The 26,019-nt window shown below is 65.8% G+C and carries 25 protein-coding genes and 1 tRNA gene; 13 read left to right on the top strand and 13 right to left on the bottom strand.

Translation table 11 applies throughout. From position 1 onward, the window contains the following. Positions 1 to 13: 13 nt before the first annotated feature. Complete coding sequence (locus tag MYCSM_RS14685; RefSeq protein ID WP_015306950.1) at positions 14 to 874, top strand: alpha/beta fold hydrolase; 861 nt, start codon at positions 14 to 16, stop codon at positions 872 to 874. On the opposite strand, the gene MYCSM_RS14680 is transcribed toward MYCSM_RS14685, so the two are convergent. Then, a complete protein-coding gene (locus MYCSM_RS14680; RefSeq protein WP_015306949.1) occupies positions 871 to 1,668 on the bottom strand; it encodes a nitrilase-related carbon-nitrogen hydrolase in 798 nt (265 codons plus the stop codon). The two genes, MYCSM_RS14685 and MYCSM_RS14680, sit on opposite strands and share 4 nt — an antisense overlap. A 115-nt stretch (positions 1,669 to 1,783) precedes the next feature. Here MYCSM_RS14680 and MYCSM_RS14675 point away from each other — a divergent pair, with 115 nt between their 5' ends. Next, positions 1,784 to 3,196: a purine-cytosine permease family protein gene (locus MYCSM_RS14675; protein ID WP_015306948.1), complete on the top strand. Its 1,413-nt coding sequence runs from the start codon at positions 1,784 to 1,786 to the stop codon at positions 3,194 to 3,196. Positions 3,197 to 3,214: 18 nt separating this feature from the next. On the opposite strand, the gene MYCSM_RS14670 is transcribed toward MYCSM_RS14675, so the two are convergent. The 4 genes from MYCSM_RS14670 to MYCSM_RS14660 all read right to left on the bottom strand — a co-directional run bounded on the left by MYCSM_RS14670 (position 3,215) and on the right by MYCSM_RS14660 (position 4,759). Continuing rightward, complete coding sequence (locus tag MYCSM_RS14670) at positions 3,215 to 3,646, bottom strand: type II toxin-antitoxin system Rv0910 family toxin (RefSeq protein ID WP_015306947.1); 432 nt, start codon at positions 3,644 to 3,646, stop codon at positions 3,215 to 3,217. 27 nt (positions 3,647 to 3,673) lie between these two features. Further along, positions 3,674 to 3,808 carry a hypothetical protein gene (locus MYCSM_RS36725; RefSeq protein ID WP_442928518.1) on the bottom strand — a complete coding sequence of 45 codons (135 nt, stop codon included), beginning with the start codon at positions 3,806 to 3,808 and terminating at the stop codon, positions 3,674 to 3,676. 61 nt (positions 3,809 to 3,869) lie between these two features. Then, positions 3,870 to 3,940 (bottom strand) — tRNA-Cys (locus tag MYCSM_RS14665). Between the two features lie 60 nt (positions 3,941 to 4,000). Next, positions 4,001 to 4,759, bottom strand: a complete 759-nt coding sequence (locus MYCSM_RS14660; RefSeq protein ID WP_015306946.1) for a DUF899 domain-containing protein — start codon at positions 4,757 to 4,759, stop codon at positions 4,001 to 4,003. 92 nt (positions 4,760 to 4,851) lie between these two features. On the opposite strand from MYCSM_RS14660, the gene MYCSM_RS14655 reads away from it, so the two are divergent. After that, on the top strand, positions 4,852 to 5,580 hold the full coding sequence (locus MYCSM_RS14655; protein WP_015306945.1) for an MgtC/SapB family protein: 729 nt from the start codon (positions 4,852 to 4,854) through the stop codon (positions 5,578 to 5,580). Between the two features lie 26 nt (positions 5,581 to 5,606). After that, a complete protein-coding gene (locus tag MYCSM_RS14650; RefSeq protein ID WP_015306944.1) occupies positions 5,607 to 6,323 on the top strand; it encodes a 5'-methylthioadenosine/adenosylhomocysteine nucleosidase in 717 nt (238 codons plus the stop codon). Here MYCSM_RS14650 and MYCSM_RS14645 read toward each other — a convergent pair. From MYCSM_RS14645 to MYCSM_RS14635, 3 genes are all read right to left on the bottom strand, one after another. Then, the gene (locus tag MYCSM_RS14645) at positions 6,269 to 7,711 is read right to left on the bottom strand and encodes an MFS transporter (RefSeq protein ID WP_015306943.1); all 1,443 of its coding nucleotides are present in this window, start codon (positions 7,709 to 7,711) and stop codon (positions 6,269 to 6,271) included. The genes MYCSM_RS14650 and MYCSM_RS14645 overlap by 55 nt on opposite strands. Positions 7,712 to 7,820: 109 nt before the next feature. Continuing rightward, positions 7,821 to 9,983 (bottom strand): excinuclease ABC subunit UvrB, encoded by a 2,163-nt coding sequence (gene uvrB, locus MYCSM_RS14640; protein ID WP_041312102.1) that lies wholly within the window; start codon positions 9,981 to 9,983, stop codon positions 7,821 to 7,823. 46 nt (positions 9,984 to 10,029) lie between these two features. Then, complete coding sequence (locus tag MYCSM_RS14635) at positions 10,030 to 10,809, bottom strand: crotonase/enoyl-CoA hydratase family protein (RefSeq protein WP_015306941.1); 780 nt, start codon at positions 10,807 to 10,809, stop codon at positions 10,030 to 10,032. 20 nt (positions 10,810 to 10,829) lie between these two features. On the opposite strand from MYCSM_RS14635, the gene MYCSM_RS14630 reads away from it, so the two are divergent. From MYCSM_RS14630 to MYCSM_RS14610, 5 genes are all read left to right on the top strand, one after another. Then, positions 10,830 to 11,417 (top strand): TetR/AcrR family transcriptional regulator, encoded by a 588-nt coding sequence (locus MYCSM_RS14630; protein WP_041314060.1) that lies wholly within the window; start codon positions 10,830 to 10,832, stop codon positions 11,415 to 11,417. 26 nt (positions 11,418 to 11,443) lie between these two features. Next, positions 11,444 to 11,950: a DUF402 domain-containing protein gene (locus MYCSM_RS14625; protein WP_198345091.1), complete on the top strand. Its 507-nt coding sequence runs from the start codon at positions 11,444 to 11,446 to the stop codon at positions 11,948 to 11,950. A gap of 137 nt (positions 11,951 to 12,087) precedes the next feature. Beyond that, entirely contained in the window at positions 12,088 to 12,975 is an 888-nt protein-coding gene (ligD, locus tag MYCSM_RS14620) for a non-homologous end-joining DNA ligase (protein WP_015306938.1), read from the top strand. Next, the gene (locus MYCSM_RS14615; RefSeq protein WP_015306937.1) at positions 12,968 to 13,744 is read left to right on the top strand and encodes an Fpg/Nei family DNA glycosylase; all 777 of its coding nucleotides are present in this window, start codon (positions 12,968 to 12,970) and stop codon (positions 13,742 to 13,744) included. Before ligD ends, MYCSM_RS14615 begins: the two co-directional genes overlap by 8 nt. Positions 13,745 to 14,106: 362 nt before the next feature. Then, a complete protein-coding gene (locus tag MYCSM_RS14610) occupies positions 14,107 to 14,673 on the top strand; it encodes a hypothetical protein (protein ID WP_015306936.1) in 567 nt (188 codons plus the stop codon). Here MYCSM_RS14610 and coaE read toward each other — a convergent pair whose 3' ends face one another. Further along, positions 14,674 to 15,834, bottom strand: a complete 1,161-nt coding sequence (gene coaE, locus MYCSM_RS14605; protein ID WP_015306935.1) for a dephospho-CoA kinase — start codon at positions 15,832 to 15,834, stop codon at positions 14,674 to 14,676. 80 nt (positions 15,835 to 15,914) lie between these two features. Next, complete coding sequence (gene rpsA / locus MYCSM_RS14600; protein WP_015306934.1) at positions 15,915 to 17,360, bottom strand: 30S ribosomal protein S1; 1,446 nt, start codon at positions 17,358 to 17,360, stop codon at positions 15,915 to 15,917. 212 nt (positions 17,361 to 17,572) lie between these two features. Here rpsA and MYCSM_RS14595 point away from each other — a divergent pair, with 212 nt between their 5' ends. Together MYCSM_RS14595 and MYCSM_RS14590 are read left to right on the top strand one after the other, a co-directional pair. Beyond that, positions 17,573 to 18,760: a PrsW family intramembrane metalloprotease gene (locus MYCSM_RS14595; RefSeq protein ID WP_015306933.1), complete on the top strand. Its 1,188-nt coding sequence runs from the start codon at positions 17,573 to 17,575 to the stop codon at positions 18,758 to 18,760. Positions 18,761 to 18,786: 26 nt separating this feature from the next. After that, on the top strand, positions 18,787 to 20,373 hold the full coding sequence (locus tag MYCSM_RS14590; protein WP_015306932.1) for an adenylate/guanylate cyclase domain-containing protein: 1,587 nt from the start codon (positions 18,787 to 18,789) through the stop codon (positions 20,371 to 20,373). Here the strand turns inward: MYCSM_RS14590 and polA are convergent. Together polA and MYCSM_RS14580 are read right to left on the bottom strand one after the other, a co-directional pair. Beyond that, positions 20,330 to 22,987, bottom strand: a complete 2,658-nt coding sequence (gene polA / locus MYCSM_RS14585; protein ID WP_198345090.1) for a DNA polymerase I — start codon at positions 22,985 to 22,987, stop codon at positions 20,330 to 20,332. The genes MYCSM_RS14590 and polA overlap by 44 nt on opposite strands. A 45-nt stretch (positions 22,988 to 23,032) precedes the next feature. Next, positions 23,033 to 23,923 (bottom strand): LysR family transcriptional regulator, encoded by an 891-nt coding sequence (locus MYCSM_RS14580; RefSeq protein ID WP_041312095.1) that lies wholly within the window; start codon positions 23,921 to 23,923, stop codon positions 23,033 to 23,035. A gap of 87 nt (positions 23,924 to 24,010) precedes the next feature. Between MYCSM_RS14580 and MYCSM_RS14575 the strand changes: the two genes are divergently transcribed. Then, positions 24,011 to 25,150: an FAD-dependent monooxygenase gene (locus MYCSM_RS14575; RefSeq protein WP_015306929.1), complete on the top strand. Its 1,140-nt coding sequence runs from the start codon at positions 24,011 to 24,013 to the stop codon at positions 25,148 to 25,150. Then, positions 25,147 to 25,812 carry an alpha/beta fold hydrolase gene (locus tag MYCSM_RS14570; RefSeq protein WP_015306928.1) on the top strand — a complete coding sequence of 222 codons (666 nt, stop codon included), beginning with the start codon at positions 25,147 to 25,149 and terminating at the stop codon, positions 25,810 to 25,812. Before MYCSM_RS14575 ends, MYCSM_RS14570 begins: the two co-directional genes overlap by 4 nt. On the opposite strand, the gene MYCSM_RS37790 is transcribed toward MYCSM_RS14570, so the two are convergent. Continuing rightward, positions 25,809 to 26,012 (bottom strand): hypothetical protein, encoded by a 204-nt coding sequence (locus tag MYCSM_RS37790; RefSeq protein WP_015306927.1) that lies wholly within the window; start codon positions 26,010 to 26,012, stop codon positions 25,809 to 25,811. The two genes, MYCSM_RS14570 and MYCSM_RS37790, sit on opposite strands and share 4 nt — an antisense overlap. Positions 26,013 to 26,019: the final 7 nt, after the last annotated feature.

The following is a 26,019-nucleotide window of genomic DNA, read 5'->3' as shown; positions in this document are numbered from 1 at the left end:
CATGATCGACTCGATGCAGCTCGCGGTCGATCGCATCGTCCGGCTAATGGACGGACGATCGGTGAGCTACGCGCAGTACGGCAATCCCGGGGGCTTTCCGATCGTCAATGCTCACGGTGGTCTGGCCTGCCGCCTCGACGTGGCTGCCGCGGACGCTGCTGCGGCGGCCGCGGGTGTCCGCCTGATCTCTCCCGACCGGCCAGGTGTCGGTCGGTCAGATCCACACCCCGGCCGCACCATCGACGACTGGGCGCGTGATGTCGCGGGGTTGCTCGACCTGATCGATGTCGACCGGTTCGCGGTGATGGGCTGGTCGATGGGTGGGCAGTACGCGGCGGCAGTGGGTCATGCGCTGCCGCACCGGGTGACGCGGGTCGCGATCATCGCAGGCGCGCGGCCGCTGACCGAGCCAGGGATTTTCGACGAACTGCCCACGATGGACCGGCTGCTCAGCCGCGCGGCTCAGCGCGTGCCGTGGCTCGCGGCGCAGTGGTTTCGAATCATGCGACTTGCGGCTGGCGCGGCGCCGACGTGGTACGGGCGGCTGGCCGCGCGCGAACTGGGGCCCGCAGACGGTTCGGTGCTCCGCGAGGACGGGTTCGCGGCGTTCGCCCGCATGACCTGCCAGGCAGTACGCCAACCGGCTGGCGCCGTCGAGGAGTACCGGGCGTGGATGCGCCCAAGGGGTTTTGCTCCGGAGGAGCTGACGGTACCGGTCGACGTATGGGCGGGGACGCGCGACGAGCTCGTCAACGAAAGCTGGCCGCACCGCCTCGCTGCGCGAATCCCCAATGCCACCTTGAACATTCGCGACGGCGGGCACTTCATGGCGCACTTGCACTATCGCGAGATCTTCGACGCGCTGATGCGTTAGTACAGGTCGATGCGCCGGTCGTCGAACAGGTGGACGTGCTCGGTCAGGGTCTTGTCGTGTGTGAGGGCAAGGTCGATGTCGGCGAGGGCCATCGCGGTGCCGGGACCGGCGGAGGCGACCACCCATCCGTTCGGATCGACGATCGCCGTGCCTTCGGTCCATTGCTGGCCACGCTCGACGCCAGCGCGGTCGCACACCGCGACCGCGATCTTGTTGGTCCGTGCCGTCGACATCGCGGTGATGACTTCTCCCGGGTGCTCGCCCTCTGGTCGGGGGAACAGTGGCCAGTTCACCGGGGCGGCGATCAGCTCAGCGCCGTGCACAGCGACGGGGCGAGTGAGTTCGGCGAACTCCAGGTCGTAGCAGACCATCACGGCGATCACGCCGTGCTTGGTCTCGACCACTGAAGGCAGGGCACCGCCCGGGGTGAAGATCAGCTTCTCGCGGTCCCACAGGTGCGTCTTGCGATAGGTGGCGATCACGCCGTCGGCGTCGAGCATGACCGCGCTGTTGTACAGCCGTTCGTCATCGCCCACTTCACAGAAGCCACCGACGACAATCGAATCCCCCGCGGCAGCAGACCATTTGGTGAATGTCGGGGCAGCGGCCGTGAGCGCCACCGCCCGCGCTTCATCCGCGTCGGCGAACATGTATCCGGACGTGGCGAGCTCGGGCAGCACGATCACGTCGGCGCCGGCCTCGACCGCTCGGCGGATATTCGTCTCGATCAATTCGGTGTTGGCCGCCAATTCGCCGATCGTCGGGTCGATCTGACAGCACGCGATCCTGACCATGGTGCAACGGTACGGGACTGGCGGTGCAGGCTCAGGACAGTTTGTCCAAGCGGTCTTGGCTCGTTGGACATTTTCACCATGGTGTCGCATCGGGACGGGGCGCAAGGTGTGACGCGTGGAATCGCCCGCTGTCACCAGGATCGAAACGCGCTCCATCGACTATGATCCCGACGACGAACGTCATGGCAAGGTCGGCCATCAAGGGCCGTTCTGGTTCGTCGGGAACTTTCAGCCGTTCACGCTTGCGCTCGGGTTCGTCGGGCCAAGCCTTGGACTGTCGCTGTGGTGGAGCATCGTCGCCGGCATAGCGGGCATCGCGTTCGGCACGCTGTTCATGGCGTTCCACGCCACACAAGGACCGGTCCTCGGGCTGCCGCAGATGATCCAATCGCGCGCCCAGTTCGGTTTTCGCGGTGTGCTGTTGCCGTTGATCGGCACGTTGTTCACGTTCGTCGGCTTCAACGTCGTCGACGTCGTGATCATCAAGTCCGGTCTGCAGTCGATCTTCGGCTGGAATCCCGTTGTGGTGGCCGCGGCGATCACCGTGATCGCGGCGCTGCTGGCCATCTTCGGACACGACCTGCTACACAAGTCGTTCCGGGTTCTGTTTTGGATCTCGTTGCCGCTCTGGGTGATTCTGACCGCCAGCGTGGTGTTCGGCGGAGTGACCGGCGGCCCGGCCGCGCCAGGCGGTTTTTCGTGGGTCGGGTTCCTGGCGCAATTCGGTGTTGCGGCGTCCTACAACATCACCTACGCGCCATACGTTTCGGACTACAGCCGCTACCTGCCGCGCGAGACGAAGCCGTCGTCGATCATCGCCTCGGTGTTCGTCGGGGCGGCCGGCTCCCCCGCGTGGTTGATCCCGATCGGCGCGTGGATGGCGACCTATCTCGGTGCCAGCGACGCGCTCGCGGGCATCAACGAGACGGGCAATGCTGCCGTCTCCTACCTCGGCGGCGGATTGGCGATCGTGTCGACCTTGGTATTGGTGGCCACGATGGGCTTGAACGCTTACAGCGGAATGCTCACTGTGGTAACGGCTTTGGACTCGCTGCGACCTGTTCAGCCGACGCGACGGCTGAGGGTGGTGACGATCGTCGTGCTGGCGGTGGCCTGGTTCGTGATGAGCCTGCTGCTGACGAACGCGACGACCGCGCTGAACACGACCCTGCTGATCATGCTCTATCTGCTGGTGCCGTGGACGGCGGTGAACCTGACCGACTACTTCTTCGTCCGTCGCGGTCACTACGCGATCGCCGACCTGTTCACGCCCGACGGAATCTACGGCGCATGGTCGTGGCGGGGCATCACGGCGTTTGTGGCCGGCATCGCCGCCGAGATCCCCTTCGTTGTGCTGCCCTACTTCGTCGGGCCGGTGGCCGCGGCGATGGGCGACGCCGACATCGCGTTCATCGTCGGTCTATTGGTGTCCGGTCTGGTCTATGTACTGCTGACTCGGACCCTTGATGTGTCGCAGGAGTTGGCGCTGATCGAATCGCATCCCGAGCTCGCCGACCCGGTCGGCTAACGCTCAACACCCATTGCGTCAGCCGTAGAGTTGTTCGAACCGCCGGATCGATCGTTCGATGTCGCCCTTGACGGCTCGGGCCGCGGCCGCCCCGATGGGTCCGAACAAGGGCCTGCCACCCAGTTCGAGTTGGAACGTGAACGCGCATCCCTTCGACGTCGGCGACACCGTCATTCGCAGCGCGTACTTGGTGCCGCCAACGCCATCGCCGGTCAGCTCCAGCAGCCGGGGCGGCTCAACCTCCCGCACGGTCCACGCCACCCGATTGCGTAGTCCCTTGGCGCCTGCGACGCCGACGAGCGTCGCACCCGGTGTCAGTTCGGCCGGCACCTCACCCCGCCAGCCCTGGTGCATCACCAGCCAGTCACCGAGCTCGGCGAGGTTGGAGGCATGCGCCCACGCATCCTCGGGGGTCTGCGACAGCTCGCGGGACAGCTCCAGTTTGGCCACGCACCGATGTTAAAGGGGGCCCCGCAACTACGAGGACTGATACACGAGCCACCGCATCTCGATGGGCGATTCTTCGCGCGGCAAGTCGAATACGTCGCGACCGCTGACCCAGTCCGCATACCAACTGGTCTGCGGCGAGGCGCCCTGCGGCAGGTGCGTCATTTCGTATTCGTACATGAGGGAAGCCGCGGCATCCGCGCACGACTATTACGTATCGTGTACGAGCGAGTGACGGGATTCGAACCCGTGTAGACGGCTTTGCAGGCCGGCGCCTAGCCACTCAGCCACACCCGCACTGGACGTGACTTTGCCAGGTGGCCAGGCATCGGCACAGCGTTTGGATCGCGGTGATCGCTACTCGTCCATCGGAACGCCGACAGCGTCAGCCCCCTGCGGCCACCCGGCAGGCGAGTCTTCCCACTTTTCCTGGCGCCCATAGGGCGTCAGGTCGAGGAAGGGATATCCCGGCGCCGAGTGGTCGAGGCCGCGCGCGAACGCCGAATATGTGTGGAACACCTCGTCACCGCGCCGCAGAAAGACACTGGCGCCGGGCCAGTCGCCACGCAGCACGTCGTCGGTCAATCCGTCGGCGTGCAACTCATCGACGGATTTGTAGTTGTACTCGATCGGGGCCCGCGCGGGGTCGAGGGTGACGTGGTAGTCGTAGGTGAAGTCGTTGTCGCGCGACGAGTACCACGGAAACGTCCAGCCGTGCTCGGCCTGGTAGCGCGCGATGCTCGCGTACGGCGCCCGCGACACCGCCGCGAACGTCACACCCTTCGCATTCAGCAGTGCGCGATCCCGTTCGGTGAACGTGAGGTCCGCGGCCATCGTGCAACTCGGGCAGCCCCTGTCGATCGCGTCTATCCACATGAAGTGGTGGATATACAACTGCGGGCGCCCCTCGAACATGTCGATCAGACGCAGTTCACCGTCCGGACCCTCGAACACATAGTCCTTGTCGACCTTCACCATCGGCAGCCGGCGACGCTCCGCGTTGACGGTGTCGCGCAGGTGGGTGACCTCGCGTTCGCGGGCCAGCAGCTTTCTGCGGGCGGCGAGCCAGTCTTCGCGGGTGGTGACGTCGGGATAGCCGGCGGGAGTTGTTGGCATAGTGGATCTCCTATCGAATAGGCCTTGCAAATATCGACTCCCCGGCGCGCCGGAAGTCATCGGTCGATCTGCGCGGGGTTAATTTGTTTCCCATGCAGGTGTGGCTCGCCGATCCGCCGTTCTTCGGCGGCCCTGGGCAGGGCACGCGCCAGCTCGTCGAGCTTTTCGTCGCGTTCGGTCTGACGTCGTTGATCGGCCTCGAGCGTGAGATCCAGGGCAAAAGCGCCGGCGTCCGCACACAGACCATCGTCGGCACCGCCGCCGCCCTGATCCTGCTCGTCAGCAAGTACGGCTTCGCTGACGTGCTGCAGGACGGTCTCGTCGTCGTCGACCCGTCGCGCGTCGCGGCCCAAATCGTCTCCGGCATCGGCTTTCTCGGAGCCGGCATCATCATCTTCCGCCGCGGCTCAGTTCATGGCCTGACGACTGCCGCCGCCGTGTGGGAGTCTGCGGCCATCGGCATGGCGGCCGGCGCCGGACTGCTGCTGCTGGCGGTCACGGTCACCGCGATGCACTTCCTCATCATCGTCGGCTTCATGCCGCTGGCGAAGCGACTGAGCGCCCGGTTAGCGGGATCGATCACCATGCACGTCACCTATGACGAGGGCCGCGGCGTGATGAGCCGGTTACTGCAAGCCTGCGACCGGCACGACTGGCAGCTCACCGACCTCGCCGCCGACGCCGCAGGAGAGCGCGTCACTGCGGACAGCGCAGGCGTCTTGCTGACACTGTCGGGCCGAGGCATTCTCGCCGCGCCGACGGTGCTGGCGGGTATCGACGGCGTGACCGCGATCCGCCAGCTGGACGACGAAGCCGACTAGTTGTGCCATGCCCTTTAATACCTGGTGTGACCATCGGATTGATCTGCGCGATCCCGCAGGAACTCGCACACCTTCGCACCGTCCTGGCCGACCCTCGTAGCACGCACGCCGCGCATACCGTCTTCGATACGGGCACGATCGACGGACATGAGGTCGTGCTGGCCGGCTCAGGCATGGGCAAGGTTAACGCCGCACTCGTCACGACGCTGTTGGCAGACCGATTCGGCTGCCGCACAATCGTTTTCACCGGCGTGGCTGGCGGGCTGAATCCGCGGCTGACCATCGGCGACATCGTCGTCGCCGACTTCTTGATCCAGCACGACGCGGGCATGGTGGAGAACGAGCGGGTTCAGACGTATCAGCCCGGCCACGTACCCGTCATCAACCCGACCGATCGCCTCGGCTACCCGGTCGACGCCGAACTGCTGGACCGGGTCAAGCAGCGGTTGGTGGGTGTCTCGACTCCGGGCCAAATCGTCTATGGCACAGTGCTATCCGGCGATCAATACCTGAACTGCGAGGCCACCCGCGATCGACTGCGCAGCCAACTTGGCGGGCAGGCGATCGAAATGGAAGGCGGTGCAGTCGCGCAGGTGTGCGAGGCGTTCGGCATCCCCTGGCTCGTGATCCGGGCGCTGTCCGACCTTGCAGGCGGCGACGCGTTGTTCGATTTCACCGCGTTCGTCGATCAGGCCGCGGAGTCCTCGGCCACGATCCTGCGCCGTCTGCTTCCGGTGCTCTGAGTCCGTCCGCTTCTTGTCGACGCGAGCACACCGAGTGCGGCCAGCGCGGCGAACGCCGAGAACAACCAGCGCGCCGGCGTAGCGTCGCCGGCTTCGGTCAGGTTGACCATTATCCCAGCCAGGCCGGCGCCGAAGGCGCCGCAGATCAACTGCACGGTGTTGATGGCTGCGGCCGCAGCCGGTCCTTCGGCGGGATCGTCGACACGACTCATGGCCCACGCCGAAAGATGAGGCCACGCGATGCCGACCCCGACGCCTGTGATCAGTAGTGCCACCGCCCACACCGCCACAAGCCCGAACGACGCTTGCTCGTATTGCGTCACCGCGGCCAGCGCAAGCCCGGTCGCCATCACCAGTGGCGCGACGGCGACCGTCCACCTGATCACCCGCTCACTACGCAGGGACGCGCTACCGATTTCGCCGACTGTCCAGCCGATGGCGAGCCCAGCGCCAAGGAATCCGGCGGCGACGGGTGTCAGGTGCGCCAGGCGTTGACCGAAGAGCGGCACATACATATCGGCCATCGTCGCCGCCATCAACAACCCGAGCGTCAGGTAGATCCACTTCAACGGGCCGGGGCCGAATGCGCTCGGCGGCAGCACCGCCGCGGGCAGGCGCCGATCGACGTAGAGGAACACGACGACAAGTACGGCGCCGAGGGCCAGCAGCAGGGCCGTCGCGCGCCAGTCGTGCGGGATCCCCGCCACGCTCACGGAAAGCGCCGCGGCACCCAGAAGAAGCAGTGACCAAATGGGAATCGGGATGCGCAACCCCTGCACGTCGGCCTCGTCTCGCGCCGGTAGCGCGATCGGCACCAGTGCTGCCATTGCCGCGGTCAGAATCACCAGCACACCGAAAGCCCAACGCCACGAACTGAATTGGGCAAAGAGACCGCCTGCAGCAGGTCCGACCAGGGTTCCGACTCCCCACATCGCCGACACCAGTGCGGAGGCTTTGGTCCACAACGTGCTGGGCAGCGCGGTGTTGATCACCGCATAGCCGAGACCAGCCAGCAGACCGCCCGCCGCGCCCTGCACCGCGCGGCCTGCGAGCAGTATCTCCATCGTCGGCGCCGCCGCGCACGCGAGGCTACCCGTGCCAAAGACGCTGAGGCCCAACAGATATGCCAACCGCGGCCCCAGGCGTATCAGCAGCGCGTGCACGGTGGTTGCGGCCACCACCGATGCCACCAGGTACACCGTCGTCACCCATGCGTAGAAGCGGTGACCGCCGATGTCGGCGACCGCGCTGGGCATCAGGCTGATGGTGAGAAACTCATTCGTGGCGTACAGCGCGACACCGCCTGCGAGCACCGTAGAGGCCCCGAGGTTCTTCGGGCCGAGCAGCTCACGCCAGCTGCCGGTGCTGATCGCCGCGCTATCGGTCACGCGCTCACCGTAGGAGCTCAAGCGCCATTGAGGTCAAGCCATTTTGAGGTTGGCGATTCGGGTAATTAGCTGTCCTGATCGTCCTAGCGTGTTCCTCGTGGTAGGGGCGCTACTTGAGCCCGGCGGCGTCCATTCCGCGCAGTTCCTTCTTGAGGTCGTGGATCTCGTCGCGGATCCGCGCGGCCAGCTCGAACTGCAGGTCGCGCGCTGCGGCCATCATCTGAGCGGTCAGATCCTTGATCAGATCGGCGAGTTCCGCGCGCGGCATGTTTGATGTGTCGCGGCCCTCGACAATGCCCGCGCTGACGGCCCGACCCGGCTCGCCCTGGGCACGGCGCCCGCGCGACGCGTTGCGACCGGAGCCACCGATTTCGACGGTCGCGTCGGTGTCGTCGGCTTCGCGATACACCTGATCGAGGATGTCGGCGATCTTCTTGCGCAGCGGTTGCGGATCGACACCATGGGCCTGGTTGTAGGCGATCTGCTTGGCCCGACGACGGTCTGTCTCGTCGATGGCCTCGCGCATTGAGTCGGTGATCTTGTCGGCGTACATGTGTACCTCGCCCGACACGTTGCGTGCCGCGCGGCCGATGGTCTGAATCAGGCTGCGCGCCGACCGCAGGAAGCCCTCCTTATCGGCGTCCAGTATCGACACGAGCGACACTTCGGGCAGGTCCAGACCTTCCCGGAGCAGGTTGATGCCGACCAGCACGTCGTACTCGCCGAGCCGCAGCTGGCGCAGCAGCTCAACGCGACGCAGTGTGTCGACCTCGGAATGCAGGTACCTGACCCGGATGCCAAGCTCCAGCAGGTAGTCCGTCAGATCCTCGGCCATTTTCTTGGTCAAGGTGGTGACCAGTACCCGCTCGTCGAGTTCGGTGCGTTTACGGATCTCGCCGATCAGATCGTCGATCTGCCCCTTGGTGGGTTTGACCACGACCTTCGGATCGACCAGGCCGGTCGGTCGAATGACCTGCTCGACGAACTCACCGCCGGTCTGGCTCAGCTCATAAGGCCCGGGCGTGGCCGACAGGTAGACCGTCTGCCCGATCCGGTCGGCGAACTCCTCCCACGTCAGCGGCCTGTTGTCGACGGCCGACGGGAGCCGGAAGCCGAAGTCGACGAGGTTGCGCTTACGCGACATGTCGCCCTCGTACATGCCACCGATCTGCGGCACCGTGACGTGCGACTCGTCGATGACGAGCAGGAAGTCCTCGGGAAAGTAGTCGAGCAGCGTGGCAGGCGCTGAGCCGGCGGGCCTTGCATCGATGTGGCGCGAGTAGTTCTCGATGCCCGAGCAGAACCCGACCTGGCGCATCATCTCGACGTCGTAGTTGGTGCGCATCCGCAGCCGCTGCGCCTCGAGCAGCTTGCCCTGGCCCTCCAGTTCGGCCAGCCGCTCCTCGAGCTCCTGCTCGATGGTCGAGATCGCGTGCGCCATGCGCTCCGGGCCGGCGACGTAATGGGTGGCAGGGAAGATCCGCAGCGAGTCGACCTTGCGAACGACGTCGCCGGTCAGTGGGTGCAGGTAGTACAGCTCCTCGATCTCGTCGCCGAAGAATTCAATGCGGACGGCAAGCTCCTCATACGACGGGATGATCTCGACGGTGTCGCCGCGCACGCGGAACGAGCCGCGGGTGAACGCCATGTCGTTGCGGGTGTACTGGACATCAACCAGCAGCCGCAGCAGCGCGTCGCGCGGGACCTCCTGGCCGACGGCCAGCTCGACCGAGCGGTCCAGATACGACTGCGGCGTGCCGAGGCCGTAGATACAGGACACCGACGCGACCACGACCACATCCCGACGGGACAACAGGCTGGACGTCGCGGAGTGCCGCAGCCGCTCGACGTCGTCGTTGATCGAGCTGTCCTTCTCGATGTAGGTGTCAGTCTGCGCGATGTACGCCTCGGGCTGGTAATAGTCGTAGTACGAAACGAAGTACTCAACGGCGTTGTGCGGCAACATCTCTCGTAGCTCATTGGCCAGCTGTGCGGCCAGCGTCTTGTTGGGTGCCATCACCAGGGTGGGCCGCTGCAGCCGCTCGATCAGCCACGCGGTGGTGGCCGACTTACCGGTGCCAGTGGCACCGAGCAGCACCACATCGCGCTCCCCGGCCCTGATCCGGCGTTCCAACTCCTCGATGGCTGCCGGTTGGTCACCCGCCGGCGCGTGCGGGCTGACCACCTCGAAGCGACCACCGACCCGGACCATCTGGTCGACAGGGCGGTACTCCGAGTGCGCAAGCACGGGGTGTTCGGTAGCGAAAGCCATATTCACCAGGGTAGAACCAGCCACCGACATCGGCTGTTCCCTGGGCTCAGGCTCCCGCGAAGCGCGGCGCACGGCGTTCGATGAACGCCTGGATTCCCTCCGCCCCGTCGGTCGTCCTGAACAGGGCGAGGACGTCGTCGACGAAGCGGTCCTCGGCGGCCTGCTCACCCTCCCGGTTGGCGCGTTGAGCAGCACCAAGGGTGGTGCTTACGGCCAGCGGAGCCGACCGTGTCGCGATCCGTTCTGCCAGCTCAACGGCACGGTCGCGCTGTCGTCCCGGCTCGACAACCTCCTGCACGAGGCCGATGCGCAGCGCCTCTGCGGCGTCGAATTCGTCGCCGGTCAGCAGCCAGCGCATCGAGTTGCCCCAGCCCGCGTCGCGGGGTAGCCGGGTGGTGGCCCCGCCGAACGGATAGATGCCCCGCTGGACCTCGAGCTGGGCGAAGCGGGTATCGGCGCTGGCGATCCGGATATCGGCGGCCAGTAAGAGTTCGATGCCGAGCGTCATGCACCAACCCTGGGCGGCAGCGACGATCGGCTTCGTCCACCCCCGGCCGTCATTGCGCCAGGGGTTGCGGGCGTCGTCGGGCCAGTCCAGGGTTCCTTCCATCAGCCGGGGGCCGATCTCGGCGAGGTCGAGGCCGGCGGTGAAGTTGGCGCCCTCCGCATACAGCACGCCCGCGCGCAGGGTGTCGTCGCGCTCCAGCCGCTCGTAGGCGCGGCCGAGGTCCTCGAGCATCTCGACGTCGAATGCATTTCGCTTTGCCGGCCGGTTGAGACCCATGTGCAGGACGTGGTTGCGTTCGTCGACTATGACAGTTGGCATAGCCACCACACTAGACTATGATGACTGTCATAACCAGCGATAGCCGAGACCGGATGATTCAAAGTGCCGCTTTGCTGTTCAGAGAGAACGGCTACAGCGGCACGGGTTTTCGCGACGTCATCGAGCACAGCGGAGCGCCGCGCGGTTCGATCTATCACCACTTCCCCGGAGGCAAGGAACAACTCGCGGCGGAGACGGTGGCATGGGCGGCGGCGGTGATCGAGCGGCGCATCACCCGCGCCGCGGAGAGCGGTGACCCGATCGCCGCGCTTGGCATATTTGTCGAGTCCTGGCGAGAAGTGCTTGAAGACAGCAACTTTCGCGCCGGCTGTCCAGTCGTTGCTGTGGCTGCCGAGGCCGACGCCGGCTCAACTGCAACCGATGCGGCCGCCGCGGCGTTCGGGCGGTGGCAGGATCTGATCGGACGGACCCTGCTCGACAGCGGTGTCAGCCGTACCGACTCACGGCGATTAGCTACGACGGTCGTCGCCGCAATCGAAGGCGCGATCCTGCTCTGCCGGGTTCGCCGCGACATTCGTCCACTGCGCGACGTCCACCGCGCGCTGGAGGCGACGCTGCGCACCGCCATTTCCTGGCACGACCGGTAGCCCCCCGGGCCGCCTATGCTGAGAACATTCACGCGCCGAAGCACGAAACATTTGACCTGGTAGCCCGCACCAACACCGATCCGAAGGGCATCGTGCGGGCTGTCGACGTCTACACCGTCGAGCCGTGGGGGCTCTACATGGCACGGCCCGCTCCCGGGCGGGCACAGTTTCACTACTTGGAGTCCTGGCTGCTGCCGTCTGTGGGCTTGCGGGCCACGGTCTTTCACTTCAGCCCCGGGCACGAACTCGACCAGGACTACTACCTTGACGTCGGCCACTACACGCCGGGGGCCAACGCATGGCACGCCGAGGACCACTACCTCGATCTTGTCGTGCGGACCGGTAAGGGCGTCGAGTTGTTGGACGTCGACGAGCTGCTGACTGCCGTTCGCCACGGCCTGTTGACCCCGGAAACCGGCGAGCATGCGGTGCAGACGGCGGTATCGGCGATCGATGGGCTGTCCAGGCACGACTACGACCTGAACCGCTGGCTCGCCGACAGCGGGATGACGCTCACCTGGCGCTCGGCATAGGCCCGTTCCCGGGCGGGTACGCCGTGGACATGACGCTGAAGGCATCGCATGCGCTGACCCGCTTGCGCACCGGCAAGGACGAGGCGTGAACGTGCCCCGGTGGGTGTCCCCGACGATGTGGTGAGGGAGACGCGCTGATGGCCGCCACGGTAGAGATCACCCACGGGAAGCGAGTGCTGTTTCCCGATGACGGTATCACCAAGGAGGAGCTAGCCGGTTACTACGCCGCGGTGGCCGACGTGATGGTGCCGCACTTGAAGGGCAGGCCGCTGACGCTGTGGCGGTATCCACGGGGAATCGGTCAGCATGGCTTTGTCCAGCAGGATTTCGGAGGCGCGCTGCCCGACTGGATGGGTTCAGCCGAGGTCACCAAGCAGGGTGGGAATGTCGTCCATCCGGTCGCCGATAGCCGTGATGCCCTGGTGTGGCTGGCCAATCAGAACTGCATCACCCCGCATACGTGGCTGTCGCGCCGCGACCGGCTGGACGAACCAGACCTCATCGTGTTCGACATGGATCCCTCGACAACCGACTTCGCGCCGGTGCGGGCGGCGGCCCGCGCCTGCGCCGATGCCCTGAGAGATCTTGGTTTGACGCCGTATCTGAAGACGACGGGCTCGCGCGGCCTGCATGTCGTGGTGCCGATCAGTCGCGGTTCCGACTTCGATACGGTGCGCCAGTTCTCCCGCGATGTAGCCGAACTCGTCGTGGCCGACGATCCGGGCCACCGCACGCTCGAGCAGCGCAAGGACAAGCGCGGCGATCGGGTGTACCTCGACATCATGCGAAACGCCTACGCGCAGACGGCGGTTGCGCCGTATGCGGTGCGTGCCCGCCGCGGCGCCCCGGTGTCCACGCCGCTGGAGTGGGAAGAGCTGAACAGTCGTGGCATGCGGCCCGACCGATTCGCGCTTCGCGATGTGCCCAAACGGATTGCCGAGCAAGGAGATCCGTGGGCCGACATGCGCAAGCACGCGCGTTCGCTCTCGCGGCCAACGCAGCGCCTTTCAAAAGTTCATGCCTGAGCTGCCCGATGTGGAGGGATTCCGCCGCGAGCTGGCCGACAAGCTGCCGGGACGCCAGGTCCGGCGCGTCGATGTGCGTGACGCCGGCGTATTGCGCAACGCAACGGCACGTGGGCTTTCGCGCAATCTCCTCAAGCACACGTTCCGCGACCCGCGCCGACACGGCAAGTGGCTGATTCTGCCGACCGACGGTCCGGTATTGCTGGTCCACAGCGGAATGACCGGCCACCCCTATTTCGCGGCGGAAGGCGCTCCCGAAAAAGGATACGAACGGCTTGTAATCGGACTGGACCGTGGCGAGTTGCGTTACGCCGACCTCAGAAAACTGCGCGGCGTTTGGCTGGCCCCCGACGACGACGCGACAGCCGAGGTGATGGGCAAGCAGGGCCCCGACGCGCTCGACCTGGATCTGCCGTCGTTTCGCAAGGCAATGCGTGGTCGGCGCGGCGCGCTGAAACCCACCTTGATGAACCAATCCGTGATTGCTGGTCTCGGCAACCTGCTCGTTGACGAAATCTGTTGGCGCGCCGCAGTGCACCCAGCACGACCGGTCGCCAGCATCGACGATGAGATGCTGCGATTGCACGCTGCAATGAAGCGGGTGCTGCGGACGTCGGTGCGACACGGCCGAGTGCCCGGACTGCCGCGGTGGCTGACCAGCGTGCGCGACGACCCCGATCCAAGCTGCCCGCGCTGCGGTACACGACTGCGGCGCAGCCGAATCGGCGGCCGGACCTCGGTGTGGTGCCCGAATTGCCAACGGCCATAACGACAATGAGCCCGCTCAGCACCTGATGTCGGAATACTGAGCGGGCTCACCGTCATTGCGCAGCGGCTAGGTCGTGCCGCCGTTACTCCCGTTGCTTCGATTGTTTCCTCAGCGCCGGTGGCACCAGTACCGCCCGTGCCGCCCTTGCCGCCGGCACCGCCGTCGCCACCGATGCCTAGCACCAGGCCGCCGTAGCCACCTTTACCGCCAGCGTCGCCGGCCGTAACGGGTGAGTGGGCGTGGGCGATGATCTTGTAATGGCAAATAACCGCAGGTCCGCGCGCTACGACCACGCAGTTCGGCAGCGGTCGGCCGGCAGCCGCATCGCCGGTGGTCCGATACCGACGGTAAGGTCGGCTGTCATGAGCTTTGCCAAGCGCCGATGGCTGGCGATCGCCGCTGCTGCGGTCATCGGCACAGGTGCGCAGTCCATGCCGGCCACGGCGATGGCCGCTCCGGAACCCGCGCCGCCCGGACCGCAGACCGAAACCCAGCCCGCTCCCGGCGATGGTTTGAAGCACAACATCACCTACCGGGCCCGAGCGGACGGGACGTCGCGGGGCGCGGTGGTGGCGTACAAGTTGGACGACCAGAACGTCAACAGCGAAACGCCGACGCTGCTGCCCGGACAAACATTCGAGGTCAACACCGTGTTGGACGACCCCAAACAGGCCGGCATGGAAGTCTCGATCCAGTGGCCATACGGGTCGAATCTGCACTGCGAGATCCTGGCCGACGACCAAATCGTCGCGCAGGCCGATCAGTTCATCGCTCCGCGGTTATTTCACCCTAGGGACGATCCTCTGTACGGCGTGCTGCAGTGTGGCGCCCCGCTCGACACGCCGACCGCAGGTCAGCCAGCGACCGAGGGTTCCGCTCCGGCCGCGCCCGCAGCTCCGGCTGCCGCTTTTGGTCCAGCCGCCGCGTAATCAGGGCCGCCACCCCGTCGTCTTCGCCCACTCCCTGGCGCGTTCGTACGCGTCGGCGAACCACGGCTCCTTGGCTTCTGAGTAATGAGGGGCCGTCAGCGCGTGTCGCTTTGCCTTCACATACTCGTCGCGCACGCTGGAATTCGAACGCAGCCAGTCGGTGAACAGCAAGGCGAATCGCTGATTCGGCCAGCCGTCAACGCGAATGTGGATGCGGGCCGGCCGACCGGGATCGGCGGCGCCGTGAATCCGCTTCTGCCACAACGACGGATCGCCATCGTGGGGCACATCGCTGACGATCTGCTTGATGCGTGGGTAGCCGACATTGGCGAGTGAATCGTTGATCTCGTCGGCGACATGCAGCGAAGCGACCGTTACCTGGAGATCGATGACGTTTTTGGCTTCCGTGTCCGGAACAGCGGTCGATCCGATGTGGTCGACCCGTAAGATCTTTGCGCTGCATGCCATTTGGACCCGTTTGATGATCCGCGCCGCGTCGTCGGCCCATGTCGGGTCATAGGGAGTCAACTCCAGCTTGTGTTGAGCCACTTCTCGCGTGCGGATATTGTGCGCTAGCGGCAGTACCCGGTTGTACCAGAGGTCTCGCGCCTCCTCGACGAGTTCGCCCTGCGAACCCGAATTGTCCAGCAGCACATCGGCTATCGCGCGGCGCTGCTCTTCCGGTGCTTGCGCCTTGATGCGCGCGCGGGCGTCGGCTTCGTCCATGCCACGCTTGATCAACCGCTCGACCCGTGTCTCCTCGTCGGCCGTGACCACGACGACGAGCGGGAACAATGGCGCCATCCCCGTTTCCACGAGCAGCGGAATATCCTCCACCACGACGGCGTCGTCGTGCACCGCGTCCAGGATCTCCTGACGACGACGGGCAACCTGCGGGTGCACGATTCCGTTCAGCGTCGCGCGCTTCTCGTCGTCGACGAACGCCTTGGCGGCCAGCGCAGGCCGGTTCAGCGCCCCGTCAGCCAACAGAATGTCCTCGCCGAACGCCTCGACCAGCTGCGCCAACCCTTCGGTGCCGGGTTCGACGACCTCGCGGGCAATGACATCGCCGTCGACGACGATGCCGCCACATTCGGCGAACGCGGCGGACACCGTCGACTTGCCGGCGCCGATGCCGCCGGTCAGACCTATGCGCAACACCGTCCCAGTCTGTCAGGGGCCCAGCCCGATACGACAAAGGCCCGACTCGAATTGAGTCGGGCCCTTGCCGTTGGAATCGGCTAGGCGCTACCGGCGAGCTTCTCGCGCAGCGCGGCCAGCTGAGCGTCGCTGGCGAGCGAGCCACCGGCGGACTGCTCATCGGAGCGCGACGCGCCGTTGGACGACGACGGCCGTGCCGCGTCTTCGGCCTCGGCCGCGGCGAACTTCTCCATCTGCGTGGTGTGCATCTTGTGCCGGCGCTCGGCCTCCGCGTAGCGGGACTCCCACTCCTCACGCTGCTTCTCGAAGCCCTCGAGCCATTCGTTGGTCTCGGAATCGAAGCCCTCGGGGAAGATGTAGTTGCCCTGCTCGTCGTAGCTGTCGGCCATGCCGTACTTCGACGGGTCGAACTCCTCGGTGTAGTCCTCGTTGGCCTGCTTGAGGCTCAGCGAGATGCGGCGACGCTCCAGGTCGATGTCGATGACCTTGACCATCGCGTCGTCGCCGACCTGCACCACCTGGTCCGGGACCTCGACGTGGCGCTCCGACAGCTCGGAGATGTGCACCAGGCCCTCGATGCCCTCCTCGACTCGGACGAACGCGCCGAACGGCACCAGCTTGGTGACCTTGCCGGGCACGATCTGGCCGATGGCGTGCGTGCGGGCGAAGTGGCGCCACGGATCTTCCTGAGTTGCCTTGAGCGACAACGAAACCCGCTCGCGGTCCATGTCGACGTCGAGAACCTCGACGGTGACCTCGTCGCCGACCTGGACGACCTCGGACGGATGGTCGATGTGCTTCCAGGACAGCTCGGAAACGTGCACCAGGCCGTCGACGCCGCCGAGATCGACGAACGCGCCGAAGTTGACGATCGAAGACACGACACCCTTGCGGATGGCGCCCTTCTGCAGCTGGTTGAGGAACTCGCTGCGCACCTCGGATTGGGTCTGCTCCAGCCAGGCGCGGCGCGACAGCACCACGTTGTTGCGGTTCTTGTCGAGCTCGATGATCTTGGCTTCGATCTCCTTGCCGATGTACGGCTGCAGATCGCGGACGCGACGCATCTCGACCAGTGATGCCGGCAGGAAGCCGCGCAGGCCGATGTCGAGGATCAGGCCGCCCTTGACGACCTCGATGACGGTGCCCTTGACGGCCTCGTCCTTCTCCTTGAGCTCTTCGATGGTGCCCCAGGCCCGCTCGTACTGAGCGCGCTTCTTGGACAGGATCAGGCGGCCTTCCTTGTCCTCCTTCGTGAGAACCAGAGCTTCGACCTCATCGCCGACGGAAACGACCTCGTTGGGGTCGACGTCGTGCTTGATGGAGAGCTCACGGGAAGGGATGACGCCTTCGGTCTTGTAACCGATGTCGAGCAGGACCTCGTCACGGTCAACCTTGACGATTGTTCCCTCGACGATGTCGCCATCGTTGAAGTATTTGATGGTTTTGTCGATGGCGGCGAGAAAATCCTCGCTCGAGCCAATGTCGTTGATGGCTACTTGCGGCGAGGTGACGGAGGGACTTGGCATGTGGTGGGTTGCTCCGGACAGGTTTGATCGTAGGGACATGGGACTCTTGTTATTTGCTTCGGCGCGAGCGCCGAAAATCGTGCTCTGCACCCGCAGCAGAAATCGCAAAACCACAGACGGGTACCCGTCGAGATTACTCGACTGTGCACATGCTGGACAAACTCGGTCTCAAGAGCCGCCGGTCATGATCAGCGCGCCGCTACGCTGCTGGAGTGTCATCCGCAGGCGCAGCACCACCGAGGTACGCGCTCGCCCCGCCATTTCAGCGCAAAATCCGTAAGGTCGGCGCCCCCCTCGCCGTGATCATCCTGCTCGGCACCATTGCAGGGCTGATCGTGATCGGGCTGACCGTCTACAACCCGGTCGGGACGGGAATCGGGTTTGCGCTGTCCAGCACGACAATGATGATCGTCGTCCTGGCCTATATCTGGCTAGATCGCTGGGAACCCGAGCCGCCGCGCCTACTCGTCTTCGCATTCTTGTGGGGCGCATCGGTCGCAGTCGTGCTGGCCTCGATAATTCAGATTTACGCCGAATCGATGCTCAACCCCGATTTGGCGGATACGGAGTCGGTCAGCGCGTTCTCCGTCGTCCTCAGTGCGCCGCTGACCGAGGAAGCCGCGAAGGGCCTGTTTCTGCTGCTCATGATGACCGGCCGACGCCGTAACGAGCTCAACTCACTTACCGACTGCCTGGTGTACGCGGGCCTGGTCGGGGCCGGCTTCGCCTGGCTGGAGGACATTCTGTACATCGCCAACGGCGAGTCAATGTCCGATTCGCTGCTGACGGCGGCGGTTCGGCTGATCATGGGGCCGTTCGCGCACTCCCTTTTCACGACGATGACCGGCATCGGCGTCTACTTCGCGCTGCAGCAGCGCAACGGCATCGCCAAAGCCGGCTGCGTCGCGCTCGGCTATGTGGGCGCGGTGTTCATGCACGGGCTCTGGAACGGCTCATCGCTGGTGGGGTTCGAGGCGTATCTGCTGGTCTACGCGTTGTGGATGGTGCCGATTTTCGCGCTGGTGATAATCCTAGGCGTGCACAGCCGTCGCAGGGAGCAGACGGTCACCGCCTCCAAGCTGCCGGGCATGGTGTCGGCGGGGATCGTGACGCCGAACGAGGCGACCTGGCTGGGTTCGTTGAAGACCCGCAAGCTCGCGATCGCCGAGGCGAGGAGGCTCGGCGATCGGGCGGCGGGCAAGAGCGTGAAGAATTTCGCCGCGCAGGTGGTGGAACTCGCGTTCGTACGCGACCGGATCGATCGCGGTTTCGGCGATCCACGGGTCGCCGCACTACAGAACGAGGAGACGTACCGGTTGTACGACGCACGAGCAGCCGCGCCCGCGCTGGCGAGGCTGGCCGGATACCACACTCCGGCGGCGCCAAACCGGAAATATTAGCGTGCGCGTTAGATACGCTTGACGGCGTGGGGGAAACGTCGTACGCGACCTGCGGCGACCTCAGCCTGGCCTATCAAGTGTTCGGCGACGGGCCGGTCGAGCTCGTATTCGTCGGCCCCTTCGTCAGCCACGTCGAGCTGTTCTGGACGCTGCCGGAATTCAAGGCCTTCTTCGACCATCTCGGCACGTTCTGCCGCGTCGCCCTGTTCGACAAGGCCGGGCTCGGGCTGTCGGACCCCATTCCGAAAGTCCGCACACTCGATGATCGGGCGGCCGAAATCGAGGCCGTCATGGATGCCGCCGGATTTCGACGACCGGCCGTCTTCGGCATGAGCGAAGGCGGTCCGGCGGCCATCCTGTTCGCTGCGAAACGACCAGAGCGCACCCGCGCATTGATCTTGTACGGCTCCTATGCCTTCACTGCTGGCGGGTGGGAAGACCTCGACCGCGAACCGGCGGAACTCCATGCGCGCGCCGTTGCCGACTATGGCGAGGAGTACACGCCGACGACCGCTCAAATCGCTCGCATGCAGGAACTCATCCAGCACGTCAGCTCCGGGTGGGGCAGCGGCGAGGCGATCAGAGCGTCCATGCCGTCTCTCGGGTCGATCCGGCAGCTCGGCATCTTCGAGCGGATGTGTGCCAGCCCCGGGATGGCGCGGGCTACCGTCGAGGCGACGTTCAGGATCGACGTACGGCCGATCTTGCCGACGATCACCACGCCGACGCTCGTCATCCACGCCCGCGAAGACCCCATGCCCGTTCAGTGCAGCCGATATCTCGCCGACAACATCCGCGGGGCCACGTACCTGGAGGTTGACGGTGCCGACCATGCGCCGTGGCTCAGCGATCCGGACAAGATCCTGACCGGAATCGAGGGATTCCTCACCGGCGGCCATGCGGCGCCGTCGCAGACGCACCGCGCGCTGCGCACCGTCTTGTTCACCGACATGGTTGCATCGACGCAGCGTGCCGCCGCGGCAGGCGACGAGCGGTGGCGCGCGGTCCTTCAACGCTTCGGGGAGCTCACCACCGAGCTCACGAATCGATTCGACGGGACGCTGGTGAAAAGCACCGGCGATGGCCACCTCACTACGTTCGACGGCCCAACCCAGGCCATCCGGTGTGCCGAAGCACTGCGCGCTGACGCCGAGGCACTGGGCATCGAGATACGGGCAGGCATCCACACCGGAGAATGCGAACTGCTGGACGGTGACATCGGCGGGATCGCGGTACACATCGCCGCCCGGATACTCGGCAATGCCGGGGCCGGAGAGATCCTGGTGTCCCGCACGGTCCGGGACCTCGTCGTGGGCTCGGGCATCGGCTTCGACGACCGCGGCAGTTTCGAATTGCGCGGTGTGCCCGACGCCTGGCAGCTGCTGGCGGTCGATCCCGCCGGTGCACGGCCGGGATCGGTCGAGGCGGAACTGGTGGCGCGACCGACTCCCGGCGCGAGGGATGAGATGCGCCGGTCCGATCGGGCCGTCGCCGCGGTGGTCAGGCACACGCCGTGGATCTTGCGAGGCATCGCGCACTTGTCCGCGGTCAACGGTCGCGGGCAGCCGGTCAGTGCGCTGCCGAGTCCCAGCTCCGCCCGAAACCCACGCTGACCTCGAGCGGCACGTCCAGCGGATAGGCGTTGCCCATCTGCTCGCGTACCAACTTCTCGAGGTCGGCGCGCTCGCCGTCAGCGACCTCGAATAGGAGTTCGTCGTGCACCTGTAGCAGCATCCGCGACTTCAGACCGGACTCCTTGAGCGCCTTGTCGACGTTGATCATCGCGACCTTGATGATGTCGGCCGCACTGCCCTGGATCGGCGCGTTGAGCGCCGCGCGTTCGGCGGCCTCACGCACGTTGCGATTGCTGCTGTCCAGCTCGGGCAGGTAGCGCCGCCTGCCGAACACCGTCGACGTGTAGCCGTCCTTGCGCGCCTGGTCGACGACATCGCGCAGATAGTCACGCACCCCGCCGAACCGGTCGAAGTACTGCTCCATCTGCACCTTGGCTTCCTCGGTGGAGATCTTCAGCTGCGCGGCCAAGCCGTACGCGCTCAATCCATACGCCAGGCCGTACGACATCGCCTTGACCCGGCGCCGCAGTTCGGCGGTGACCTCATCGATTGGCACCGAGAACGCCCGCGAGGCAACAAACGAGTGCAGGTCTTCGCCGGTGTTGAACGCCTCGATGAGGCCTTCATCCTTCGACAAGTGCGCCATGATGCGCATCTCGATCTGGCTGTAGTCGGCGGTCATCAGTTCGTGGAAGCCCTTGCCGACAACGAACGCGTCGCGAATGCGGCGGCCCGCCTCGGTGCGGATCGGGATGTTCTGCAGGTTCGGCTCGGTCGACGACAACCGTCCGGTGGCGGCGATGGTCTGGTTGAACGTGGTGTGGATGCGGCCGTCGGACGCGACAGAGTTGATCAACCCGTCGACGGTGACCTTGAGCCTGGTCGCATCGCGGTGCGACAGCAGGTGTTGCAGGAAGGGGTGGCCCGTCTTGTCGTACAGCGACTGCAGCGCGTCCGCGTCGGTGGTGTAGCCGGTCTTCGTGCGCTTGGTCTTCGGCATCTCCAGCTCGTCGAACAACACCACCTGCAGCTGCTTCGGCGAGCCCAGGTTGATCTGCTTGCCGATCACCGCATACGCCGCCTCAGCCGCGTCGCGGATCATGTCGGCGAACTCACTCTGCAGCTCGCCCAGCTGCTTCAGGTCGACGGCGATGCCCGCGGACTCCATCTCGGCGAGCGCGCGCTGCACCGGCAGCTCCATGTCGCCAAGCAGCGACGAGCACTCCATCCGGGCCAATTCCTCGTCGAGCGCATCGGCCAGATCCATCACGGCGCTGGCGCGAAGAATAACCGTCTGCACGGCCTGATCGTCAACACCCTCACTGTCGTCAAGCAACGAAAGTTGTTGCTGCTCAGGGTTATCCGCGCGCAGTTCACGTTTGAGATAGCGCAGCGACAGGTCGTCGAGGGCGAAACTGCGCTGACCAGGACGCACCAGGTACGCGGCGAGTGCGGTGTCGGAGGTGACGCCTGCCAGCTTCCAGCCGCGGCCTTCGAGGTCGTGCATGGCCAGCTTGGCCTCGTGCAACGCCTTCGGTTGGCTTGCATCGGCCAGCCACGACCCCAGCGCCGCCTCATCGTCGGGATGCAGCGTCGCGGTGTCGATGTAGCGGCCGTCGCCGTCATTGGCGACGATGGCCAGCGCGGTGGCGTCGGCGTCGAATGCCAGATGCGTACCGACAACCGCCATCCCGAACCGGCCGCCCTTGTGCTGGGCCAACCAGTCGGCCAGCTCACCCGCTTCGAGCGCGCCGCCCTTGATGTCGAAGCCCTGGTCGACCTCGGGATCGGCCGACGCCAGCGTGTCGAAGAGCCGGTCGCGCAGCACCCGGAATTCCAGGTCGTCGAACAGCCGGTGGATCTGGTCGCGGTCCCACGGCTGCATCCGCAGCGTGTCGGGTGTCTGCGCCAGCGGCACATCCTTGACGAGGTCGGTGAGCTCACGGTTGAGCACCACGCTCGACAGGTTGGCCCGCAGCGCATCGCCGACCTTGCCCTTGACCGCGTCGACGTTGTCGACCAGCGACTGCAGTGACCCGAATTCTGCGATCCACTTGGTCGCCGTCTTCTCCCCTACGCCGGGGATGCCGGGCAGGTTGTCGCTGGGGTCGCCGCGCAGCGCCGCGAAGTCGGGGTATTGCTGCGGCGTCAGCCCGTATTTGTCGAGAACTGCCTCCGGGGTGAACCGCGTCAGCTCGCTGACACCCTTCCGCGGATACAGCACCGTGACGTCGTCGCTGACGAGTTGCAGCGAGTCGCGGTCGCCGGTGACGACCAGCACGCGGTAGCCGTCATCCTCGGCCTGGGTGGCCAGCGTGGCGATGATGTCGTCGGCCTCGAAGCCCGGCTCGGCGAGCACCGTGATGCCCAGCGCGACGAGCACCTCTTTGGTGATGTCGATCTGGCCGCGGAATTCGTCCGGCGTGGCCGACCGGCCCGCTTTGTACTCCGGGTACTTGTCGACACGAAATGTCTGGCGGGAGACATCGAAGGCGGCCGCGATGTGTGACGGCTGTTCGTCGCGCAGCAGGTTTATCAGCATCGCGGTGAACCCGTAGACGGCGTTGGTGGTCAGCCCGCCCTGGGTCTTGAAGTTCTCGGCGGGCAGCGCATAGAAGGCCCGATACGCCAGTGAATTGCCGTCCAGCAGCATCAATGTGGGCTTCTCGGCGGTAGCGCTTGCGGTCACGGGCCTACTCTATGCACCGCCGCTGACACGCAGTAGCCGCCGAGCCCTATCGACGAGTACGCGTGCGGCGGGGCTCATCGGCCCGTCGGACCGCCATGCCAGCACCAGTCGGCCGCGCAGCTGCGGAACAATGGTCAGTGCCTGGACCCCGTCCCGGTCGCGCGGCACCGATGCGGGCACGATCGCCACGCCGAGCCCGCGCTCGGCTAGGTCGGCGAGCGCCACCGGGGTGCTGGCCTCGAAGGCGATTCGTGGCATCACCCCGGCCTTGGCGCACGCGATGTCGAACTGATGGCGGATGCCCGCCCCGACCGGGAGCACGATGAGCTGACGGTCGGCCAGGTCGCTTAGCCGGATGGTCTTGCGCGACGCGAGCTTGTCGGTGCGTGACACCACGGCCTGGATCGCCTCGTCGGTGACGACCTCCACATCGAGGCCCTCTGGTCGCTCGTCGGGCCCGACGGAGACGATTGCAGCGTCCAGCCGTCCGGTGCGCACCTTCTCGATCAGTGCGTCGGAACCGTCTGTGCTGAGAATGATTTCGACCTGCGGATGGTCGGCGTGGAAGTCAGCAAGCAGCGATGGGATGTCGACGCTGTGCGACGTCACCGTGCCGATCGTGACGGTGCCGCGCACCAGCTGTGTCAGCTCCTCGACGGCGACGTGGACGTCGGCGACTGCGGCAAGAGCGGCCCGCGCATGGGGCAACGCGGCCTCGCCTGCGGCGGTCAACCGCACCGTGCGCCGCGACCGGTCCAGCAGCGGCTGGCCGAGTTCGCGCTCGAGACGCTGGATCTGGGCGCTGACGGCCGGCTGTGCGACGTGGACTCGCTGGGCGGCGCGGGTGAAGTTGGCCTCCTCCGCGACGGCGACGAAGTATTCGAGCTGCCGCAATTCCATAATCATTGATTATAGTTTCTGGCTCTAACCGATATTGGACTTATAGAACGTCGGCGCCGACCCTGGATAGCGAGGGAAGGAGACGAGATGACTGACGTCTTGATTGCCGGCGGCGGCGTCGGAGGGCTGACCGCGGCGTTGACGCTGCACGCGCGCGGCATCGAATCGACCGTTCTTGAACGAGCTTCACAGCTTCGCCCCCTCGGCGTCGGGATCAACCTGTTGCCGCACGCCGTCAGGGAGCTGTATGAGCTCGGTCTTGGCGACAAGCTGTCCCAGCTGGCGGTGGCGCCCACCTCGATCTCGTACTACGACACCGACGGTGAGCTGCTGTTCCGCGAACCACGCGGGATCGATGGCGGCTACGGCTATCCGCAGTACTCCGTGCACCGCGGCCAGCTGCAGATGCTGCTGCTGTCCGCACTGCGAGAACGGCTGGGCCCCAACGCCGTTCGCGTAAACACTCAGGTGGAGAGTTGTGACGACATGGCCAACGGCGTGCGTGTGCACACCTCGGCGGGCGACTTCACGGCGCACGCGCTGGTCGGCGCCGACGGAATCCACTCGGTCGTGCGCTCGCAGTTGCATCCAGAAGCCGACCCGCTGCTGTGGTCGGGCGTGCGGATGTTCCGGGGTGCGGCACCGGGCGATTTCCTCGACGGCCGCACGATGGTGATCGTGAAGGACCCCCACGGCGTCGACCTCGTCACATACCCGATCGGCGACGGCCTGCTCAACTGGGTGGTGATGAGGCCGGAGGCAGACCCCGGGCCGTTGCCGGGCGACGTGAAGTGGAATCAGCCAGGTGACCGCAGCGCCATCGTGGGCCACCTGGAGCGTTGGAAGCTGGGCTTTCTGCACGCCGCCGACCTGGTGCAGCGCACCGAGGAGGTGTTGGAGTATCCGATGGTCGACCGCGACGTGCTGCCGTGGTGGGGTCGCGGGCGGGTGACGTTGCTCGGCGATGCCGCCCATCCGATGTATCCGGTCGGCGCAAACGGTGGTTCGCAGGCGATCGTCGACGCGCGGGTGCTGGCCGACGAGCTGGCGCGCGATATCACCGGCGGGCTGCGGTCCTATGAGGACATCCGTCGTCCTGAGACAGCCGACGTGGTCGCGGCCAACCGCAAGATGCACGTCACCGGCGCCACTCAGCGGCCCGAGGACCTGGCGACGGTGACGGGCAGGTACCGCGAGGACACTGACGCCGACAAGGTGAGCCGATGACCACATACGTATTGGTGCCCGGAGCGTGCCATGGCGCGTGGTGCTTCGACGACCTCGCCAAAGGCCTTCGGGCCCAAGGGCATCGGGTGCTTACCGTCACGCTGACCGGCATCGCGGAGCGCGCGCATCTGTTGCACGCCGGCGTGAACCTCGAAACGCACATAACCGATGTACAGGCCGAAATGGCCGTGCACAACGTCTTCGACGCGGTGCTCGTCGGGCACAGCTACGGCGGCATGGTGACCACCGCGGTGGCGGATCGTGTTCCGCAACAAGTCAATTCACTGGTGTATGTGGATGCATTCGTCCCGCGCAACGGCGAGTCGTGCTGGACGCTGACCACCGACGAGCAGCGGGAGTGGTACACGGGGGTTGATGAAACCGGCTACGGTGTGCCGCCGATGCCGTTCTTCGATGCCCGCGCCACCGCGCATCCGCTCGCATCGCTGATGCAGCCGGCCCGGTTGACCGGGGATCTGTCCCGCTTCCGCAAGCGGGCGTACGTGTACGCGACCAAGTGGGAGGGTGAGTCGCCGTTCGCGGCGACGTTCAACCGTGTGCGACACGACCCGACGTGGACCACGCATGTGCTCGACGGCGCGCACAACCTGATGCGCGACTGCCCGGACGAGCTGCTGCGCATTCTGCTCGGCGCGGCCTAGCCGCTGAGCTGGCCCCTCCGGATCCAGTCGATGGTCATGCCGACATCCTCAGCAACGGCGACATGTTCATGTACGACCCGACCTGCCAGACGCCCTCGATCGTGACGCTGGCCGAAGGTTGATGACGGCCGGCCCTGCGATTCGAGGTACTGCGTGTGGGCGCCGTACATCCGCGCCCAGTCCTTGACTGGGTTGGGCATTTAAGGG

The sequence above is a fragment of the Mycobacterium sp. JS623 genome, assembly GCF_000328565.1.
GTDB lineage: Bacteria > Actinomycetota > Actinomycetes > Mycobacteriales > Mycobacteriaceae > Mycobacterium.
This window is presented reverse-complemented; position numbering and strand designations above follow the sequence as displayed.